This window comes from Bifidobacteriaceae bacterium (genome assembly GCA_031281585.1).
Classification (GTDB): domain Bacteria; phylum Actinomycetota; class Actinomycetes; order Actinomycetales; family WQXJ01; genus JAIRTF01.
Map to the genome: position 1 here is coordinate 12571 of JAITFE010000073.1, position 17798 is coordinate 30368.

Here is a 17798-nt window from a genome sequence, read left to right on the forward strand (position 1 = left end):
GAACCGGACCCGCGCTACCGGTCCAGCGAGACGGGCACGATCGACGAATCGTCCACCATTGGGCTGTTGGCGGGCCATTGCGTGGCGGTGCGGGCGACGTCAGTCTCCGAATGCGCGCCGCAACCGTGGTCGTAGGAGACCACAGAGCCGTCGCGCGGCGACCACTGGTTGGCGCAGACCCCGAACACCGACCTCAGCGCGCCCGCCAGGGGCGTGACAAAACCGCAGGTCGAACAGTGGGCCACGGCCTTGACCGCCTCGGCGGCGGCCGGTCCGTGGACGCCCGCGTACCAGCGCGTGGCGGCCTCTGAGCGCCCAAGGACGGAGAGCACCCTCGGTCTTCCCAAACCCAACTCCCAGATCACCAGCCGGTCGGCATCGGCGTCATCGGTCGCCGTATAACCGGGTTCCAGCCGAGGGTCGTCCAGGATGTGCGGCAGCACGTCACCGGGGCGGACGTCCCCCGGCTCCAACCGGTCGGCCCAAGGCACAAAGGCGGGGGCCAGCAGGGCGCCGTCGCCCGGCAGCAGCTCCGTCTCAGAGACCGTGGCGTGCCGCCCGCGGGGCACGCGCGCCATGGTCACAGCCCAACTCCAGCCCACGTAGCCCGGCAGGAGGCAGGCGAAGCGCAGGGTCCCAACCCTTTCGCCTTCCATCTCCAGGCCCAGGTATTCGCCCACGTCAGCGGCGTTCGTGATCTCGCCAAGGGCCTGCCGGGCCAACTCTTGCGCTTCCCGAGAGGACAGGTACGCGTCCGCTTTGGCCCGCCGAACCCCCTTCACCTTGCCCGATGCCGTGGTCACCGTCACGCTTCCAAGTCCCCCGCCACAGCCCGCAGCAGTCCGGCCACCTTGGTCGCCGAGCGCCTCTCCGGATACCGTCCCCGGCGCAGGGTGTTGGAGGTGTCGTCAAGGACCTTGATCAGGTCTTCAATGATCACGACCATGTCTTCCGGCTTCTTGCGGTGGGCTTTCGCCACCGAGGGCGGGGCGGCCAGCAACCGGACCGCCAGCGCGGACGGCCCGCGCTTGCCGTCCGCCACGTCATACTCCACCTTGGTGCCGGGGCGCGGCGCGGTCACGCCCGCAGGCAACGCGCTGGCGTGCAGGAACACATCGCTGCCGTCCTCGCCAGTGATGAAACCGAAACCGCGGCCCTCGTCAAAGAACCTGACCTTGCCGCTGGGCACGCAAACCTCCTGAAAACCTGGGTGGACTGAAACGATCATCTAAGGTTACCGGTTCGCGGCGTTCGCCGTCCGCCGCGGCCCGTCGCGCCCAGTTCGCTCCCAGCTTTTGTTCAGACGTCTCATAGACGTTTACCAGGAAACCCGGCCAGACTGAATCCATGACGCCTACGCCAATCGCCAAACTGCTTGTGGTGGACGACGAGCCGAACATCCGCGATCTTCTGGCCACCTCGCTGAAGTTCGCGGGCTTCCAAGTGGAGACCGTGGCCACCGGCGGGGAGGCGGTCGCCGCCGTCTTGGAGCACTCCCCAGACCTGTTGGTGCTGGATGTGATGCTGCCGGACATGGACGGCTTCGCGGTTACCCACCGGCTGCACGAGTTGGGGGAAAACGTGCCCGTGTTGTTCCTGACCGCCCGCGATCAGATCGAGGACAAGCTGCACGGGCTGACCGTGGGCGGCGATGACTACGTCACCAAGCCGTTCAGTTTGGAGGAGGTCATCGCCCGCATCAAGGCCGTCCTCCGGCGCACCCGCCCGGCTGCGGGCGCCGAAGACGCCGTCATGCGGGTCGGCGACCTGGAACTCGACGACGATTCGCATGAGGTCCGCCGCGCCGGGGTGGAGGTCGAACTGTCCCCCACCGAGTTCAAGCTGCTCCGCTACCTGATGGTCAACGTTGGCCACGTGCTGTCGAAAGCCCAAATCTTGGACCACGTGTGGGAGTACGGCTGGGTCGGGGACGACGGCATCGTCGAAAGCTACGTCTCCTACCTCCGGCGCAAACTGGACGTGCGGCCGGACGGGCGGGAACTACCCCCGCTCATCCACACCAAGCGGGGTTTCGGCTACGTTCTGCGACCGGCCCCCGAGGCGGCGCCAACGGCTCGCCCATGACCCAGACGAGCGCTCCCAAGGCCCGCCCTGGCCAGCCGCTGCCCGTCAAACTGGCGATCATCATCGCCAGCCTGGTGGTGGTGGGGCTGGCCTTGGTCGGCACCGTCACAACGGTGGTGTTGCGCCTCAAGCTGGTGGCGGAACTCGACCGCCAATTGGCGCAGACGCTCTCCAGCTTGGCCGCCGGCAGCCAACTGGACGCCGCCATGTCCGGCCCGTCCGACTACGTGGTGATGGTTTTCGCCGCCGATGGCGCCCCCCTCGACCAGTTCGCCGGCTGGGGCCACGATTCGTCCAAGCTGCCAGCCCTCGACGACCTGCCCGCGGAACGGACGCAGGACCGGGCGGGGGAGCCTTTCACTGTTGCCTCAACGGCTTCCGGCGGCCAATGGCGCTGTCTGGCCACCCTGGCCCGCAGTCCGTTCGAGACCCAGTCGGTGGTCCTGGCGCTGCCCCTCGACTCCGTCAACGACACCACCCGGCAGGTGGCGCTGTTGGTGGTCTGGCTGACCCTGGCGGTCGCGGTGGCGGCCACCGCCACCGGCTACGCCATGGTGCGCCGGTCCCTGCGGCCCTTGCGCCACGTCGAGGCGGCCGCCGCCCAGATCGCTGGCGGGGACTTGACCACCCGGATGCCGCCCGCCCAGCCGGGCACGGAGGTGGGCCACTTGACGGATTCGCTCAACGCGATGCTGACCCAAATCGAGGCCGCCTTCGCCACCCAGAGCGCCTCTGAGGCGCGGATGCGGACCTTTATCTCGGACGCCTCGCATGAGCTGCGGACGCCGTTGGCCGCGATCCGGGGGTACGCCGAGCTTTATCGGATTGGGGGCCTTGAACAACACGAAGCCCTGGCGGGCGCCATGAAGCGGATTGAGGACGAGGCGGCCCGAATGGGGGCGATGGTCGGCGACCTGTCGACTCTGACCCGCTTGGCGGAGGCCCAAGCGCTCCGCCTGGCCCCGGTCGACCTGTTGGCGCTCGCGGCGGACGCGGTGGCGGACGCGGAGGCTCTGGATCCCGGCCGCGCGATCCGCCTGCTCGGCCCGGCTGAACCGGTCCCGCCGTTCCCGGCGGAGGAAGCCGCCCTGCGGCAAGTCTTGACGAACCTGATGGCCAACGCCGTCAAGTACACGCCAGCCGGCTCGCCCATCGAGGTGGCGATCGGCCACTGGGCGCAGGCAGGCGCCGTGATCGAAGTGCGGGACCACGGCCCCGGCATCCCCGCCGACAAGCGCGAGCGTGTCTTCGACCGCTTCTTCCGCCTGGACGATTCGCGCTCGCGCGACCTGGGCGGCAGCGGCCTGGGCCTGGCCATCGTGGCGGGCCTGGTGGGCGCCCACGGCGGCCAAGTCGAGGTCGTTGAAACCCCAGGCGGGGGTGCCACCTTCCGGGTCACGCTCCCCGCCCCGGATTCCGGCACCTGAGAACGGCGGGTTTGACCGAAGAGACGCGGCTCCGTCTGCTTCCAGTCCCGTGGGTGCGGGATCACCCTGCTCCTCTTTTCCGCAGCCGAGACGCGCTGTGGCTTCCGCGCTTGCCCGTCACCGGATTCGGACAAGCCGAACGGAGTCAAATAGTCCCATCTTGAGTTAGTATTTCTCAGGGCCGCTTCCCGGCCCACTCTAGGGCTAGCCTTTACCTCTCCTTGGCAGGATAGCTTTAGGGGACACTTCGATTAGTTGAGGTGACTGGGCACCGTGGGCCACACCGAGATTCCGGATTGGCTGTTGGCAGTTTGGTCGAGAGCCCTGGTTGAGGCCGGGTCGCCCGCATCCGCCGACGAGATGTCCCGGCTTGGGTCGAAGCTTCTGGAGCGCTGGGCCAATCCCGCTAGGTCCTTCCACGGGTTGAGCCACCTGATCACCGTGTTGGAAAAGATCGATGAACTGTCGCAGGAGGCTTCCTGCCCGTGCTTGGTCCGGCTGGCCGCGTTTTACCATGGCGCCATCCTGTCGAACGTCGGCGGCGAGGCCCGCCACCACGCTTGGGGCGAGGACCAGGAACGCTCCGCCGAACTGGCCGAGGGGCAACTGCGGCATTTGGAGTTACCTGAGGCGAAAACGCTCCGGGTTCGGGCCCTCATCACACAACTGGGCGCCCGGCCCCCCCACATCAAGGATCCCGACCTGGCCGTCCTGTGCGACGCGGAACGGGCCGTGCTAGCCTCCGACCCGCGCACCTACCGGCTCTACGCCCAGGCAGTCCGGGCCGAATGCGGCGACGAACCTCCCCAAACGATCCTTGAGGCCAGGATTGCGGCGCTCCGGGGATGGCTGGGCAAGGAACGCCTCTTCCTCACCTCGGGAACGGCGGCCTGGGAGGACGCGGCCCGCAACAACATTGAGGCGGAGCTATCCCGTGCGGAGCGCGACCTGGCTACGCTGACCGCCCCAAGCATGCACCCGTCGGCGAGCGCGACCACCGTGCGCACCGCCTCCGGATCGCTGGGCGGCTCCTTGACCGTGGACGGCCGCCTCTCCTCGGTTTGAGCGGTTGTCCACACGGCTTTTGTTTCTGCCCTGCAGCCGCCCTGCCCGCGCCTTAGTGTGCTGGTCAGGGCCGCAAACGGCGGCCTGTTCAAGACAGGAGCGGGAGCCCATGAGCGTTTTCCAAGTCAATTCTGAGACTCTGTCGGTGGTCGCCGGAGCCGCCAACGGGTCAATCGGCGCGATCCAATCGGAGATCGCCACCCTGAACGGCCACTGCGCCGAACTCGCCAGCGTTTGGACTGGCGCGGCGGCCAACGCCTTCGCCGGCGCGATGGAGCAATGGCGGGGCGCCCAGCGCACAGTCGAAGAAGCCCTCGCCTCGCTCAGCCAGGCGCTCGTGGCGGCGAGCCAAGGCTACGCGGAGGTTGAACAGGCGAACACGTCACTGTTCGCCCGCTGACGCGGCCTCGCCTGGCGCTGCGGGGCCGTCAGGTTCGGCATTACCGGGGGCTAGGCCCCTTGAAGCAGCCCTCGTCGGCTCTGTCGGCTCCGGCCGGTCTGGAGGTTCCGGCGGCTCCGGATATTGCGGGTTTCCCGGCGGCTTTGCCGGCTTCGGCTGGTGTAGCTGTTCCGGTGGCTCGGTCGGTTTTGTGGGCTCCAGTTGTTTCGGTTGTTCCGGTTGCTCCGGCGGCTCCGGCAAAGGCAGCCAAGCGGACAGCTCGGTTTGGCCCGACTCGTTCATTCGCAGCTCCAGGCCGCCGCCGCGGGCTTCAAGGCGCAGTTGGTGTCCCGCCAGACCGCCGGCCGGGCGGGCGCCATCAGCCAAAGGCTGGCCGTCGTTGCTGACTGTCAAGACCAGCCGCCGGGCGGGGCTGTCATCCGCCAAGTCCAAGGCGACCGTGATGGACCGAGCCGAACCGTGCTTCAGGGCGTTGGTCACCGCCTCGTCGAGCACCGACACAACAACCGCCCGCGACCCGACGTCCAAAGCCGGCTCCAGAACGGTGTCGAAAGCGGCGGCGTTCTCAGAGACCTCAAGGGCGACCGAGACGCTGGCGGGCACCCGGCCGATCGCCAACGCCATGGCCTGATGCAGGCCAATGTCGGCGCCAACCGGAAAGAGCGAGTGGGAGAGCTGCCGCACGTCGTCCTCGCGGAGGTGGTCAATGTCCTGGATGATCTCCCGCAGCAAGCTGATCGCCACTTGGTCGTCGTTGAGTTCCGCCATCGGGATGACCTCGCTCTGCAAGCGGCTGGCGGCGAAGACCAGCCGCTGCTGCACCTGGTCGTGGAGCACCGCAGAGATCTCCCGGCGCACCTTGAGTTCGGCGTTCTCGCGTTCCAGCGCGGCGGCACGAGCCTCAAACTCCATTTCCGCCATCAGCCGTTCCGCTTGGACGGCGCGGACCTGGGATTTCGCCAAATACATGGACACCGTGATGCAGCTAAACGGCACCGCCACGGCTAAGAGCCCCTCCAACACCCAAGGGCCCACCATGAAGGCTCTGCCCCACACGGCCATTTCAACGCCGAAGCGCAGGGCGCCGGCCCCCACTGAGAAGATGAGCGCGACGGTCAGACGCCAGGTCCAAGATTCGCCAGCGGGATAGAACGGCACCACGCCGGCGGCGCCCAGCAACGCCGGCACAAAGGCGAAGGACCAAATGCCGAAGATGTAGGTCCCTTCGACTGGCGAATCAGTGATGACGAGCGACGCCCAGTTCCAGACGGCGAACCATTCCAGAACCAGGGACAGCGATATGACCAGCATGATGGAGACCGCGAAAGTCAAATAGACCCACCGTTCCCCCCCACGGTCGGTCAGCCACCGCCAACGAGCCATAGGCCGCTATTTTCGGGAGGTCTGCTGCAGGAACCTCAACACCGCCGCGACGCGGGGGGACGCGTCATGCGAGGTGATGCCCAGGGTGCGGTAAATGGCCTGCAGGTGGTTCTCGACCGACCGTCGGGACAGGCCCAGCAATTCGGCGGCGGTGGCGTTGGAGAAGCCCTGGGCCACCAGCCGCAAAACCTGCAGTTGGGCGGAGGACAACTGGGAGACCGCCGTTCCCTCCCGTGCGGCGGACCGTTCGGCCAACTCGGGGTCCAGGATGACCTCGCCGCGGGCGGCGGCCTCGATGGAGCGGAAAAGCACGTCCTTGGTGACCGAAGAACGCTTCGACAAGTAGGACCACGGCCGCGGCACGTTGGAGCCGATCGAAACCACCAAGTCCATCACGTCGTGGCTGGACAACAGCATGACTATCAGGTTCGGGTCGGCGCGCTGCATTGAAACGCCCAGGGCCACGCCGTTGCCGTCGCCCAGCACCACGTCCATCAGCACCAGGTCGACCGACCCGGGCGGGAACTTCGCGCGCGCGTCAGCCGCCCCCGAAGCGGCCCCGACCACCTCCAGGCCTCCATGGGCGGAGGCCAGATCGGTCAGCATTGACCGCAGGAGGTCCTCGTCCTCGATGATCCCGATCCGCACGGGCGCAGGCAGGGAGTTCATGGCTCTCAAACTAGCGCTTTTACCTAGAGCGCGCACGTTTGCCTGCTCAGCCCCTAGCCGAATACACCCAAGCAGGGCCCCAACTCGCGCACAAAAGGCCTGGGGCCAGTGTCACGGAAAACACTGGCCCCAGGCCCGCAAAACTGCTCAGTGAGACTGCCGATCTGGGATCAGTAGTCCATCCCGCCCATGCCGCCGTCCGGCGCGGCCGGCGCGGATTTCTCCGGCTTGTCCGCGACAACCGCTTCGGTCGTCAAGAACAGGCCGGCGATCGAGGCAGCGTTCTGCAGCGCGGAACGGGTGACCTTGACCGGGTCGGCAATGCCGGCGGCCATGAGGTCCTCGTACTCGCCCGTTTCGGCGTTGAGCCCAACGCCCACCGGGGAGTTGGCGACCCGCTCGGCCACCACGCCGCCTTCCAGGCCGGCGTTCTCGGCGATCTGCTTGAGGGGCGCGGACAGGGCCACCTTGACGATGTTGGCGCCAATCGCCTCGTCGCCACTGAGCTCCAGATCCTTGAAGGCGTCCTTCCCGGCCTGCAGCAGCGAGACGCCGCCACCGGCCACAATGCCCTCTTCCACAGCCGCCTTGGCGTTGCGGACCGCATCCTCAATGCGATGCTTGCGCTCCTTCAGTTCGACCTCCGTCGCCGCGCCGGCCTTGATGACCGCCACGCCGCCAGCCAGCTTGGCCAGACGCTCTTGCAGCTTCTCGCGGTCGTAGTCGGAGTCGGTCGCCTCGATCTCGGACCGGATCTGGGCCACCCGGCCGGCAATCGCCTCGGCGTCGCCGCCGCCGTCCACGATCGTGGTCTCATCCTTGGTCACAACCACCTTGCGGGCGGTGCCCAGCATGTCGAGAGTGGTGTTCTCAAGCTTGAGGCCAACCGTCTCGGAGATGACCTGGGCGCCGGTCAACACGGCCATGTCCTGCAGCATCGCCTTGCGGCGGTCGCCGAAGCCGGGGGCCTTGACAGCCACCGACTTGAAGGACCCGCGGACCTTGTTGACCACCAGCAGGGCCAGCGCCTCGCCGTCCACGTCCTCGGCGATGATCGCCAGGGGCTTGGACACCTGCGAAACCTTCTCCAGCAGCGGGAGCAGGTCCTTGACCGAGCTGATCTTGGATTCGACCAACAGGATGTAGGGCTCCTCCAGCACGGCTTCCTGACGCTCGGCGTCGGTCTGGAAATACATCGACAGGTAACCCTTGTCGAAACGCATGCCCTCCGTCAGCTCGAGTTCCAGGCCAAAGGTGTTGGACTCCTCAACGGTGATGACACCCTCGTTGCCAACCTTGTCCATAGCCTCGGCGATCAGGGAACCGATCGCCGGGTCGCCGGCGGAGATCGAGGCCGTGGCTGCTACCTCGTCCTTGCCCTCCACTTCCTTGGCCTGCGCCAACAGAGTCTTGACGACGGCATCGACGGCCTGGTCGATCCCCCGCTTGAGGGCGATCGGGTTGGCGCCGGCGGCCACGTTGCGCAAACCTTCGCGCACCAGGGCCTGGGCCAAGACGGTTGCGGTGGTGGTGCCATCGCCCGCCACGTCGTCAGTCTTCTTGGCGACTTCCTTGACCAGTTCGGCGCCGATCTTCTCGAAAGGCTCCTCCAGTTCGATCTCTTTTGCGATCGACACGCCGTCATTCGTGATGGTGGGGGCTCCCCACTTCTTCTCCAAGACCACGTTGCGGCCCTTGGGCCCCAAGGTGACCTTGACCGTGTCGGCCAGTTCGTTTAGGCCGCGTTCCATGCCACGGCGGGCATCCTCATCGAAGGCAATGATCTTAGCCATTCGTCTTTTCGTTTCCTTTGCTTGGTTGCCAAGGGTGAACCGGGTGCCCGCGACGGACGGCCCCGCCGACCCGCGTTCACGTCACGCTGGCCGGACAGGACCTCACCTGGTTCGTTATCACTCCCATGGCGAGAGTGCTAATCAATGGTTAGCACTCTACCGCGTCGAGTGCAAGCCCGCGAAAGGCCGCGTCCGGGTTTTGGTCGGCTCCGGCTACTTCACCACGACCACAATGTTCCCGCCCGCCACCTGCGGGTCGAGTTGCACCGAGGTGATCTGGAGGACCCTTGCCACCTCGTTGGCCGTGTCCAACTGGGAATCGGCCGAGTAGTAAACCGTGGACACGCTCGGGTCGGTCGGGCTGGCGTCGAAGGTCTTGTCGGCGTTGGCGAACCCCTCAGTCACCAGCTGATCGGCCGCGGTGCCGGCCGCGCCCTTGGTTTGGCCGGCGTTGTAAACCGTCACGACCGCGCTCTTGTCGACAACTGGCGCCGGGGGCTCCTCGCTTGGCGGCGCCTGAGTGGGCGGCGGGGGTTCCTCGGTGGGAGGGGGCTCTTCGATCGAGGTCTGGTCATCCGTGGGAGCCACCACGTTCGGCGAGGTCGGCGCCGCAGCCGGCGGCGATGACGAGCCGCCGCCGGGCAGCTTGTCGGCCAGGAAATGCACAGCCAGGAACGCGATGCTCGGCACCAAGACGATCACCAACAAGAACGGCCACACCCGGCTCCAGGCAGTGCGGTGCGCCGCGTGGACCTCTTTGGGTCGCGAATTCAGGTCGATTTGGTCGAACTCATCCGGCGGGTACGGGTATGCGTTCTTACTCACGGTTCCCAAGCCTATAGGTTCACTCGCCTCAAACCGGTGGATCTAGACGGCGCGCTGAGCGGGCGCGGTGCCTTTCGAGGCGCTGGCGCCGAAGCCGCTTGACCAGTTGCGGGTCGAAGGCGAGGGCGGCCTCGGTGTCGATCAGGCGCCCGAGCAGTTCGTAATAACGAGTTGGCTCCATGTCGAACAGCTCGCGGATGGCGCTCTCCTTGGAGCCCTCATAGCACCAGTGTTGCCGTTCAAACATGAGCACGCGGCGTTGCGCGTCTTCCAACTCAGCCCGTTGGCCCGCCCGCGCCGCCTGCCCCATTGATCCTCCCAAAAGCCCCAGCCGCCCGCGAGGACGGGCGTCAAAAGGCCATGTTAGTTCAGGCCGCCCTGAACGGGGCCGCGACTTGGCCGATGTCAAGGTAACGTCTTCCTTGTGAATCAGCCCGCTCCCCTCGCGTCACTGATCGACCCGGGTTGGGCCAGCGCCCTGGCGGACGTCGAGCCCCAAATCCGGGCCATGGGCCAGTTCTTGAGGGCCGAGAACGCCGCCGGCCGCGGCTACCTGCCCGCCGGCCAGAACGTCTTGCGCGCCTTCACCTATCCGTTGGACCAGGTAAAGGTCCTGATTGTGGGCCAGGACCCGTACCCCACCCCCGGCCATCCCGTCGGCCTGAGCTTTTCAGTCGCCCCGAACGTGCGGCCCCTGCCCGGTTCGCTGCGCAACATCTTTCAAGAGTTGACGCACGATGCCGCCGTCCCGCCACCCAGCACCGGCGACCTCACCCCGTGGTGCGGCCAGGGCGTCATGCTGCTCAACCGCGTGTTGACCGTGCGACCCGGCGAACCCGGATCGCACCGGGGCAAGGGCTGGGAGCAGATCACCGCCCACGCCATAGACGCGCTGGCCGCTCGTGGCGGCCCCCTCGTGGCGATCTTGTGGGGCCGCGACGCCGCCAACCTGGCCCCGCGCCTGGGCCAGGTGCCGCGCATCGAGTCGCCGCACCCCTCCCCATTGTCAGCCAGTCGCGGCTTCTTCGGCTCGCGCCCCTTCACCCGCGCCAACACGCTCCTGGCCGAACAGGGCGCGGGCCCGGTGGACTGGCGCCTCCCTTAACCAATGCCCGCCAACAGCCCCAGGCCACCCGTGATCGACACCACCGTCCGGGTGGTGTCGATCACGGGTGGCCGCCCTCCGGGGCCGATCGGCGCCCGGCCGGCTGACATGCGCAAACGCCGGCCCGCCCGGCATCGCCCGCGAACACGGCCCACCGGGGCCGATCAGCGCCCGGCCGGCTGACCTGCGCAAACGCCGGCCCGCCCGGCGCCGCCCGTATCACGGGTGGGGAAGGCTAGGACCAGCGGCCCGGGGTTCGCGCGCCGCAAGCCGGGCAGAGCCCGTCCGCGCCCAGTCGCTGGCGGCGGATCGAATAGCCGTCGCGGACCACCAAAGCGTGGCGGCAGGCGGAGCAGTAAGTGGTGGAGCCATCCTCATCCCACACGTTGCCGAGGTAAACGTGGTTGAGGCCGTTCGCCCGCGCTCGGGACCGAGCCCGGCGCAGAGTCGCCAACGGCGTGCGGGGCCGGTCCGTCATGCGCGCCGCCGGATGAAAGGCAGAAAAATGCAACGGCACGTCCGCGCCCAGTTCTTCCACGATCCATCCGGTCAGCCGGTCGATTTCCCGGTCCGAGTCGTTCAAGTCGGGGATCAACAGCGTGGTCACCTCGGTCCACACGGTGGTTTCGCGAACCAGGTAGCGCAGCGTGTCCAACACCACTTCGAGCCGGCCGCCGGTGACCTTGCGGTAGAAATCCGGGCTGAACGATTTCAGGTCGATATTCGCCGCGTCCATGGCGCCGAACAAGTCGGCGGCGCCGGCGCGGGTCACGTAACCGGCGCTGACCGCGATGTTCTTCAGGCCCCGCTGCCCGGCCGCCAGCGCGGCGTCAACCGCATACTCAGTGAAGATGATCGGATCGTTGTAGGTGTACGCGACGGCGGCGCAGCCCGAACGCTCGGCCGCGGCCGCGATCTCCTCCGGCCCCGCCTTCGCCATCAGCGTGTCCATGTCCCGCGCGGTCGAGATCTGCCAGTTCTGACAGAATCGGCAACCCAGGTTGCAGCCTGCTGTGCCAAATGAAAAGACGCTCGACCCGGGCAGGAAATGGTACAGCGGCTTCTTCTCCACTGGATCGCGGGCGAAGCCCGAACTGCGTCCGTAGGTCGCCAGGTCGAGCGCCCCGTCGACGTTCTGCCGGACAAAGCAGAAGCCGCGCTGCCCGGGCCGCAAGCGGCAGTAACGCGGGCACAGGTCGCACTGAACCCGCCCGTCGGCTACCAGATGCCAGTGCCGCGCGGTGGTCATGCCTCGAACGCCGGGCCGCCCGGCGCCGTTTCAACGCCCCGCCCCGTCCCGCCGCGCGCGTAGCCCGATGCCGTTCGGCCGGGCACCGTTGCTCCTCCGCCCGGAATCGCTGCGTCGCGCGTGGCGGCCCCGTCGCTTGATGCCGTTCGGCCGGGCGGCACGGGTTCGCCGTCCCGCCCCGTTGCGTCGCGCGCGGGGGCCTCGACGTCCGATGCCAGGCGGCCGGGCGGCACGGGTTCAGCGCCCCGCACGGTCCCGTCGCGCGCGGGGGCCTCGGGGCCCGATGCCGTTCGGCCGGGCGCCGCAGGTTCGCCGTCCCGCCCCGTTGCGTCGCGCGGGGGGGCCCCGTCGACCGATGCCGTTCGGCCAGGCGGCGCGGGCTCAACGCCCTCCACCGTCCCGTCGCGCGCGGGGGCCTCGGCGCCCGGCGCCGGTTGGGCGGGGGGCGGCGGAGTTTGCTCGCACGGGTTCTCCTCGAACGCGGTCACCGTGTAGCCCCAGATCCGGACGTCGCTTCCCCAGTAGCCGGCCGGCAGGCCGGCTTTGCGGACCAAATGGGCCAGGAACAGCTCTGGGGTCGGCAACTGCTCCCAGACCTGAGGCAAGAAGGTGCCGCGCCGGCCCCGCGCGGCGAGGATCAGGCCGTCCACGCCGGGTCGCAGTTGGCCCAGCAGATCGGCCCGGTCCACGAACTGGATTGGCGAAGGTTTGCCTAGGACCGACACCTCGATGTCGGTCTGCCCCAGTTCCTCCGGCCGCAACGGCGGGAAGCGGGGATCGCCCAGAGCGGCGTCAATGGCGTTGTATTGGACATCCACCGCCAACGGCCGGTGCGGCTCGAGCGAGCCGATGCAGCCGCGCAGTTCACCAGCCTGCGTCAGCGTCACGAAAGCCGCGCCCGGCTCGGCCAGGAACCGCCAGCCGGCCTGGTCAGGCGCAGGCGAAGCCCGCAGCGGGCCACGAGCTGGGGCGAGCCTGGCCAAGACCGCCGCGGCGCCAGCCGGGGGCGGGCGCAGCCCGGCCAGCGCGGAGGCGATGGCTTCCCGTGCCAACCCCGTCAAAACGTGGCCGGTGGCTGGGGGGAGATCAGACGGCATCGGGCACCTGGGCTTGGTAGGCCACGGCGGCGTAACCGACAACGCGGCCGTGATCTCCGGCGGTGTCGCCCGAGTTGCGATAGTCCAGCAACTGCGGGCGCAACCGGCGGCCCCGCGCGGCCCGGCCCAAACCGTTGACCGGGTAGACGCCGCACGCCTGGTCGCCGGACAGCTCCGAGGACAATGCCATGACCTGCGTTAACGTGTCCTGGTCGACCTGGCGGGCGGTGTCGTAGGGCAGGTAGTGGCTAAGGTCGGAGCTGACCACGATGAGCGTCTCCGGGCCTCCCCAGACCGCGTCCAAAACGGCGGCGACGCTGGTCGGCGCAGCCCAGCCGACGGCCAGGGGCAACACCGGCGTCTGGCGCCCCAAGACGGTTTGGATGAACGGCAGGTGGACTTCCAAGGAGTGCTCGCGGGCGTGAACCTCGGGGCTGACGATCACGTTCGGCAGGGCCTCGATCGCGGCCACGCCCTCTCGCCAAACGGGCACGTCGCCCAACGGCGTGCGGAACCAGTCAGCGCCGGGCAACGCCAGATAGGGCGTGCCCACGTGGTGGCACGGGCCCAGGAGCACAACGCGCTCGTAACCGCCGCCGAGCGCGGCATACCCAATCGCGGCGGTGGGACCGGAATAGACGTAGCCGGCGTGGGGCGCTATCAACGCCTTCACCGGGACCCGCGCGTCCACCGCCGACGGCTCGCGGCGAGCCTCCGCCAGAAGCGTGTCAACCTGGGCGGACAACTCGTCAGGGCGATCCGGGTAGAACAATCCGGCGACGGCCGGAAGGCGCACAGCGGCCATGGGTCAAGCCTATAGCGGCCGGCGCCCCCCTGGGCGGTGGGGCGGGTCAGACCACTTCGACGCGGAAGGCGGGGTTGAGGGCGTAGCCGCGACCTCGGATGGTGGCGATCGCTCCCGGCAGTCCAAGCTTGTCGCGCAGGTGGGCCACATGCACGTCCACCGTGCGGCTGCCGTCGCCCAGCTGACGGCCTTCCGTGCCGAGTTTCAGCAGTTCGTCGCGGCTGACCGGTTCGCCGGGCTGGGCGGCCAAAGCCGCCAACAACTCGAACTCGCGGGGGGTCAGGTGGCGGGCCACGCCGTCGACCCGGACCGACCGGCGCTCCAGGTCAAGGCTGATCTCCGGCCGGACGGGCAGCCGGGCGAGGCGGTGCTGGAAGGCGCGGGCGGCATCGGCGGACTCGCGGGAAATGGCGGCCGGCGGACGCCCGGCGACAACCGGCTGCCAGACGGACTGGGCGACTTTGCGGCCGGTGGCGCGGCCACCCGGAATGACGATCAACGGGCCTCGGTAGGCGGGCTTGCGCCGCCAAGGCAAAACGGAAGCGGGAACAAATTCAGGGGCATAGGCCGGAGCGGTCATGTTGGTGAGCTCTTTCGGGTGTCGGCGCACCCCGAGGCGCTGATCAGCGCGGATCGTTCGGGGAGCTAAGAATTATGGGTCTGGTTGGCTGTCAGGCTTGACACAGACACATTCGACACTTCAGACACGCTCCAGCGGCCCCGCAGGCGCGGGTCCGGGCCAGAGGCGAAGTGCTACTCACGGGTGAGACCTTGCCACGGCGCACGCGGCAACGTCAAGGCCAAGACCGCAAAACCGGACGTTTGTAAAGAACCCCCCGCGCCCGATGCCGTCCGCCCGCCTTCCGGCCCCAAGTCGCCTTCGGTGCGTGGTCGCGGCGTTTAAGCTGGTCACGCCACTGTCATGCCGAGCACCTATGCTGAAGACACAAAACATTCGGCCAAACCGATGGAGTCCCCCATGTCGTTCGCAACGCTGCACTCGGCCATAGCCACTCTGCGCGCTTTGCTGCCCTCGCGCGACGATTACCGACCGGTGCGCTCAACCTGGCGAACGGACGTGATGGCGGGCGTCACCGTTGGGATTGTGGCGTTGCCGCTGGCCCTGGCGTTCGGCGCGAGCGCCTTTGGGGAAACGGCGGGCGGCCCGGAGGCGGGGCTGGTGACCGCCGTCGTGGCCGGACTGGTCGCGGCGGTTTTCGGGGGCTCGAACGTCCAGGTCTCAGGGCCCACCGGGGCAATGGTGGTGGTGCTCGCGCCCGTCTTGGCGGCGCGCGGCGCGGGCGTGCTCGGGTTGCTGTGCCTGATGGCCGGATTCATGGTTCTGCTGGCCGGGGTGTTCAGGCTGGGGCGCACGGTCAGCGCCATCCCCTGGCCGGTGATCGAGGGATTCACCCACGGGATAGCGGTCATCATCTTCTGTCAGCAGGTCCCATCCGCCCTTGGCGTCGATTCGGGCGGATTGAGCGGCAACGCGCTGGTGGCGGCGGTGCAAGCGTTTGGCAGGGCCGACTGGTCAACCGCCCACTGGCCAATCCTGGCGGCGTTGGGGGTCGCGGCCTTCATGGTCTTGGGTTCGCGGATCAACCGGAAGGTCCCCTGGTCGCTCCTCGGCCTGATCGTAATCTCGGGGGTCTGGTCGCTGGGCCATCTGCCCGGCGAGGTGATCGGGCGGCTGCCCACCGGGCTGCCCTCGCCCAGCTTTCCGGAAGTCTCTTGGGAACTGTTGACGGAACTGTCCCCGGCTGCGGCCACCGTGGCCGTTTTGGCCGCGATCGAGTCGCTCTTGTCCGCGCGGGTGGCGGCGCAGCATTCGGACACGGGCCGGTTCGACCCGGACCGGGAGCTTGTCGGACAGGGCTTGGCCTCCATGGCGGCGGGACTGTTCCACGGCATGCCCGCGACGGGCGCGATCGCCCGGACCGCCGTCAACACCTCGAACGGGGCCCGGACCAGGTTGGCCGCGATAGTCCACTCGGTGATCCTGTTCGGGATTGTCTCCTTCCCATTCACCATCAAGCTTGTGTCGACCATCCCCCTTGCCGCCCTGGCCGGGGTCTTGCTGGTCACAGCCGTGCGCATGGTGCCGTTCGCGACGGCCCGCACACTGCTGACGCTGACGAAGCAAGACGCCGTCTTGTTCGTCGCCACCGCCGTGATCACGGTTTCGGTGGACCTGATCTACGCGGTCGGGATTGGCATTGTGGCGGCCGCGTTCTTCGCTTTGCGGACCATGTCCCGAGCCGCCGGGGTGCACCGCGTCGAGTTGCCCGGCCCGGCTCAGGCCGGCGATGAGCGAATCGCCCTCTACCGGATTGACGGCGCCCTGTTCTTCGCCGCCGCGGAGCGGCTGATGGACAAAGTGTCGACCGAGAACGTGTCCGTGGTGATCGTGTCGCTGCGGTCCCTTCAGATCATGGATTCGACCGGGGCGCAGGTGCTGGGCGAATTGGTCGCCTCGCTTGAACGCTCCGGCGTGACGGTGCTCATCGAGGGCATCCAGTCCCAGCATCTGGCGTTGGCGCGAGGCGGCGGCGTCACCCGCGCGGTGCGGCACACCAAACACGTTTTCACCGAAGTCGAGCCGGCTGTCGAACACGCCCGCAGCCACATTGACAGGGAGTCGAAGTGACCGCCGCCAACCGCGCACGGGAGCACGCCGCCACGCCAAACCCCTACTATGAGCCTCCCGTGGAGGCGCCGAGCGCGGAGGATCTCCAAGACCCGTGCTGGCGAATACTGCATGATCCGTACTGGGATGACGACGAGCCGTTCGACTACGGCTACGGCTACGGGGATGGTTTTGACGGCCTCGAAGACTTCGAGGACGCGATGGCTGAGGAGCGACGAATGCGGCAAGCGGTTCGGCGGGCGGCGGGGGGCCGCCGCCCGCATGGGGTGGTGCTCCGCGAGGTGGTGGAGATCGACGGCCTCAAAGTCGAGTTCCGCCGCAAGGCCATGGTCAACCTGCGCCTCCACGTCGAACCCGGAGGCCTGATCTGGCTGTCCATGCCCTACACGGCAACGCGCGAGGCGGCGGTCGACATGTTTCGGAAGCACCGGACCTGGGTTGACCGGCAACTGGAGCGGTTCGCCGCTCCCCCGCCGGAGGCGAGACTGTGGGGGAAGGCCCTGCCGGGCGGGTTCCGCGGGGCGGAGCTGGACCAGTTGTATCGAGTCGAACTCGAACGGCAACTGGAGGATTCCGCGCCGGGCTGGATTGACCGGGTGGGGCAGGCGCCGGAGCGCTGGACGCTGCGGTGGATGACTTCCCGTTGGGGCAGTTGCGCCAGCCGCACCCGCCGAATCACCCTCAACCCGGCGCTGGCGGCGTTGCCTGTGGCCTGCTTTGAGGAAGTCCTGGTGCATGAACTGGTCCACCTGATCGAGCCCAACCACGGCCCAGGCTTCGCGGCCCAGATGGATCGGCTGCTCCCGAACTGGCGGGAGACACGCGCCGCCATGCGCAAGACGAAGCCGCTGCGCCGACCCGTTTGAGCGGATTGGCGGCGCGGCCGGGCCGAAAGGCGGGCAAACGGGTCAACGGCCAAGACGGCATCGTGCGACTGGGGCCGCAACGGGTAGGCTGTTACTCCGCGCGCCAGTAGCTCAGTGGATAGAGCACCGCTCTCCTAAAGCGGGTGTCGGAGGTTCGAGTCCTCTCTGGCGCACCCGTCAAACACCCGTCCGCCACGACACCACCCCGGCCGCCGAGTCAAGCGCGCCGCCCAACGCCGCGTCCCGCCTGGAGGCCGCCAACGAGCCGAGGTACCGCTCCGTCGTGGCCAGGCTCCCGTGCCCCAGCCAACGCTGGATGTCCGAAGTCGCCACCCCCGGCACGTCCAGCAAATGCACCGCGTAACAATGCCGCAGGCAA

Annotated in this window: 19 protein-coding genes and 1 tRNA gene; 8 read left to right on the plus strand and 12 right to left on the minus strand. The window is 68.1% G+C overall.

The genetic code is table 11. The features are described from left to right. Positions 1 to 14: 14 nt before the first annotated feature. Both LBC97_08745 and LBC97_08750 read right to left on the minus strand, forming a co-directional pair. A complete protein-coding gene (locus LBC97_08745; GenBank protein MDR2566126.1) occupies positions 15 to 803 on the minus strand; it encodes a DUF3027 domain-containing protein in 789 nt (262 codons plus the stop codon). Positions 804 to 805: 2 nt separating this feature from the next. Continuing rightward, positions 806 to 1189, minus strand: a complete 384-nt coding sequence (locus LBC97_08750; protein ID MDR2566127.1) for a cold shock domain-containing protein — start codon at positions 1187 to 1189, stop codon at positions 806 to 808. A gap of 158 nt (positions 1190 to 1347) precedes the next feature. On the opposite strand from LBC97_08750, the gene LBC97_08755 reads away from it, so the two are divergent. From LBC97_08755 to LBC97_08770, 4 genes are all read left to right on the plus strand, one after another. After that, positions 1348 to 2085, plus strand: coding sequence for a response regulator transcription factor (locus LBC97_08755; protein MDR2566128.1), 738 nt, complete (start codon positions 1348 to 1350; stop codon positions 2083 to 2085). After that, positions 2082 to 3512: a HAMP domain-containing histidine kinase gene (locus tag LBC97_08760; GenBank protein ID MDR2566129.1), complete on the plus strand. Its 1431-nt coding sequence runs from the start codon at positions 2082 to 2084 to the stop codon at positions 3510 to 3512. The genes LBC97_08755 and LBC97_08760 overlap by 4 nt, the downstream gene beginning before the upstream one ends. Before the next feature lie 273 nt (positions 3513 to 3785). Continuing rightward, a complete protein-coding gene (locus LBC97_08765; protein ID MDR2566130.1) occupies positions 3786 to 4577 on the plus strand; it encodes a hypothetical protein in 792 nt (263 codons plus the stop codon). 109 nt (positions 4578 to 4686) lie between these two features. Further along, the gene (locus tag LBC97_08770; GenBank protein ID MDR2566131.1) at positions 4687 to 4977 is read left to right on the plus strand and encodes a WXG100 family type VII secretion target; all 291 of its coding nucleotides are present in this window, start codon (positions 4687 to 4689) and stop codon (positions 4975 to 4977) included. Here LBC97_08770 and LBC97_08775 read toward each other — a convergent pair. The 5 genes from LBC97_08775 to LBC97_08795 all read right to left on the minus strand — a co-directional run bounded on the left by LBC97_08775 (position 4960) and on the right by LBC97_08795 (position 9957). Continuing rightward, positions 4960 to 6360 carry a hypothetical protein gene (locus tag LBC97_08775; GenBank protein MDR2566132.1) on the minus strand — a complete coding sequence of 467 codons (1401 nt, stop codon included), beginning with the start codon at positions 6358 to 6360 and terminating at the stop codon, positions 4960 to 4962. The genes LBC97_08770 and LBC97_08775 overlap by 18 nt on opposite strands. A gap of 6 nt (positions 6361 to 6366) precedes the next feature. Further along, entirely contained in the window at positions 6367 to 7029 is a 663-nt protein-coding gene (locus LBC97_08780) for a response regulator transcription factor (protein ID MDR2566133.1), read from the minus strand. Positions 7030 to 7199: 170 nt separating this feature from the next. After that, the gene (gene groL / locus LBC97_08785) at positions 7200 to 8822 is read right to left on the minus strand and encodes a chaperonin GroEL (protein ID MDR2566134.1); all 1623 of its coding nucleotides are present in this window, start codon (positions 8820 to 8822) and stop codon (positions 7200 to 7202) included. Between the two features lie 213 nt (positions 8823 to 9035). Beyond that, positions 9036 to 9647, minus strand: coding sequence for a LytR C-terminal domain-containing protein (locus LBC97_08790; protein ID MDR2566135.1), 612 nt, complete (start codon positions 9645 to 9647; stop codon positions 9036 to 9038). 28 nt (positions 9648 to 9675) lie between these two features. Next, a complete protein-coding gene (locus LBC97_08795) occupies positions 9676 to 9957 on the minus strand; it encodes a DUF3263 domain-containing protein (protein MDR2566136.1) in 282 nt (93 codons plus the stop codon). Positions 9958 to 10071: 114 nt separating this feature from the next. On the opposite strand from LBC97_08795, the gene LBC97_08800 reads away from it, so the two are divergent. After that, positions 10072 to 10752: a uracil-DNA glycosylase gene (locus tag LBC97_08800; GenBank protein ID MDR2566137.1), complete on the plus strand. Its 681-nt coding sequence runs from the start codon at positions 10072 to 10074 to the stop codon at positions 10750 to 10752. Between the two features lie 235 nt (positions 10753 to 10987). Here LBC97_08800 and amrS read toward each other — a convergent pair whose 3' ends face one another. Genes amrS through LBC97_08820 form a run of 4 tightly spaced genes read right to left on the minus strand, consistent with a single transcriptional unit; the run spans position 10988 to position 14483 of the window. Continuing rightward, entirely contained in the window at positions 10988 to 12001 is a 1014-nt protein-coding gene (amrS, locus tag LBC97_08805) for an AmmeMemoRadiSam system radical SAM enzyme (GenBank protein MDR2566138.1), read from the minus strand. Beyond that, positions 11998 to 13098 carry an AmmeMemoRadiSam system protein A gene (gene amrA / locus LBC97_08810; GenBank protein MDR2566139.1) on the minus strand — a complete coding sequence of 367 codons (1101 nt, stop codon included), beginning with the start codon at positions 13096 to 13098 and terminating at the stop codon, positions 11998 to 12000. The genes amrS and amrA overlap by 4 nt, the downstream gene beginning before the upstream one ends. Continuing rightward, positions 13088 to 13903, minus strand: a complete 816-nt coding sequence (gene amrB / locus LBC97_08815) for an AmmeMemoRadiSam system protein B (protein MDR2566140.1) — start codon at positions 13901 to 13903, stop codon at positions 13088 to 13090. The genes amrA and amrB overlap by 11 nt, the downstream gene beginning before the upstream one ends. A 46-nt stretch (positions 13904 to 13949) precedes the next feature. After that, the gene (locus tag LBC97_08820) at positions 13950 to 14483 is read right to left on the minus strand and encodes a winged helix-turn-helix domain-containing protein (protein MDR2566141.1); all 534 of its coding nucleotides are present in this window, start codon (positions 14481 to 14483) and stop codon (positions 13950 to 13952) included. Between the two features lie 399 nt (positions 14484 to 14882). On the opposite strand from LBC97_08820, the gene LBC97_08825 reads away from it, so the two are divergent. The 3 genes from LBC97_08825 to LBC97_08835 all read left to right on the plus strand — a co-directional run bounded on the left by LBC97_08825 (position 14883) and on the right by LBC97_08835 (position 17592). Next, positions 14883 to 16553 (plus strand): SulP family inorganic anion transporter, encoded by a 1671-nt coding sequence (locus tag LBC97_08825; GenBank protein ID MDR2566142.1) that lies wholly within the window; start codon positions 14883 to 14885, stop codon positions 16551 to 16553. After that, a complete protein-coding gene (locus LBC97_08830; GenBank protein MDR2566143.1) occupies positions 16550 to 17419 on the plus strand; it encodes a M48 family metallopeptidase in 870 nt (289 codons plus the stop codon). The genes LBC97_08825 and LBC97_08830 overlap by 4 nt, the downstream gene beginning before the upstream one ends. Before the next feature lie 100 nt (positions 17420 to 17519). After that, positions 17520 to 17592: transfer RNA gene (locus LBC97_08835), tRNA-Arg, on the plus strand. 4 nt (positions 17593 to 17596) lie between these two features. Here LBC97_08835 and LBC97_08840 read toward each other — a convergent pair. Next, positions 17597 to 17798 (minus strand): hypothetical protein (locus tag LBC97_08840; protein ID MDR2566144.1); only part of this gene is annotated, 202 nt, incomplete at its 5' end.

Excerpts from the sequence above, each read along its gene's own strand:
- LBC97_08795 (MDR2566136.1), bottom strand. The coding sequence starts at position 9,957 with ATGGGGCAGGCGGCGCGGGCGGGCCAACGGGCTGAGTTGGAAGACGCG.
- LBC97_08825 (MDR2566142.1), top strand. The coding sequence starts at position 14,883 with ATGTCGTTCGCAACGCTGCACTCGGCCATAGCCACTCTGCGCGCTTTG.
- groL (MDR2566134.1), bottom strand. The coding sequence starts at position 8,822 with ATGGCTAAGATCATTGCCTTCGATGAGGATGCCCGCCGTGGCATGGAA.
- LBC97_08820 (MDR2566141.1), bottom strand. The coding sequence starts at position 14,483 with ATGACCGCTCCGGCCTATGCCCCTGAATTTGTTCCCGCTTCCGTTTTG.
- amrS (MDR2566138.1), bottom strand. The coding sequence starts at position 12,001 with ATGACCACCGCGCGGCACTGGCATCTGGTAGCCGACGGGCGGGTTCAG.
- amrA (MDR2566139.1), bottom strand. The coding sequence starts at position 13,098 with ATGCCGTCTGATCTCCCCCCAGCCACCGGCCACGTTTTGACGGGGTTG.
- LBC97_08770 (MDR2566131.1), top strand. The coding sequence starts at position 4,687 with ATGAGCGTTTTCCAAGTCAATTCTGAGACTCTGTCGGTGGTCGCCGGA.
- LBC97_08775 (MDR2566132.1), bottom strand. The coding sequence starts at position 6,360 with ATGGCTCGTTGGCGGTGGCTGACCGACCGTGGGGGGGAACGGTGGGTC.
- LBC97_08780 (MDR2566133.1), bottom strand. The coding sequence starts at position 7,029 with ATGAACTCCCTGCCTGCGCCCGTGCGGATCGGGATCATCGAGGACGAG.
- amrB (MDR2566140.1), bottom strand. The coding sequence starts at position 13,903 with ATGGCCGCTGTGCGCCTTCCGGCCGTCGCCGGATTGTTCTACCCGGAT.
- LBC97_08755 (MDR2566128.1), top strand. The coding sequence starts at position 1,348 with ATGACGCCTACGCCAATCGCCAAACTGCTTGTGGTGGACGACGAGCCG.
- LBC97_08760 (MDR2566129.1), top strand. The coding sequence starts at position 2,082 with ATGACCCAGACGAGCGCTCCCAAGGCCCGCCCTGGCCAGCCGCTGCCC.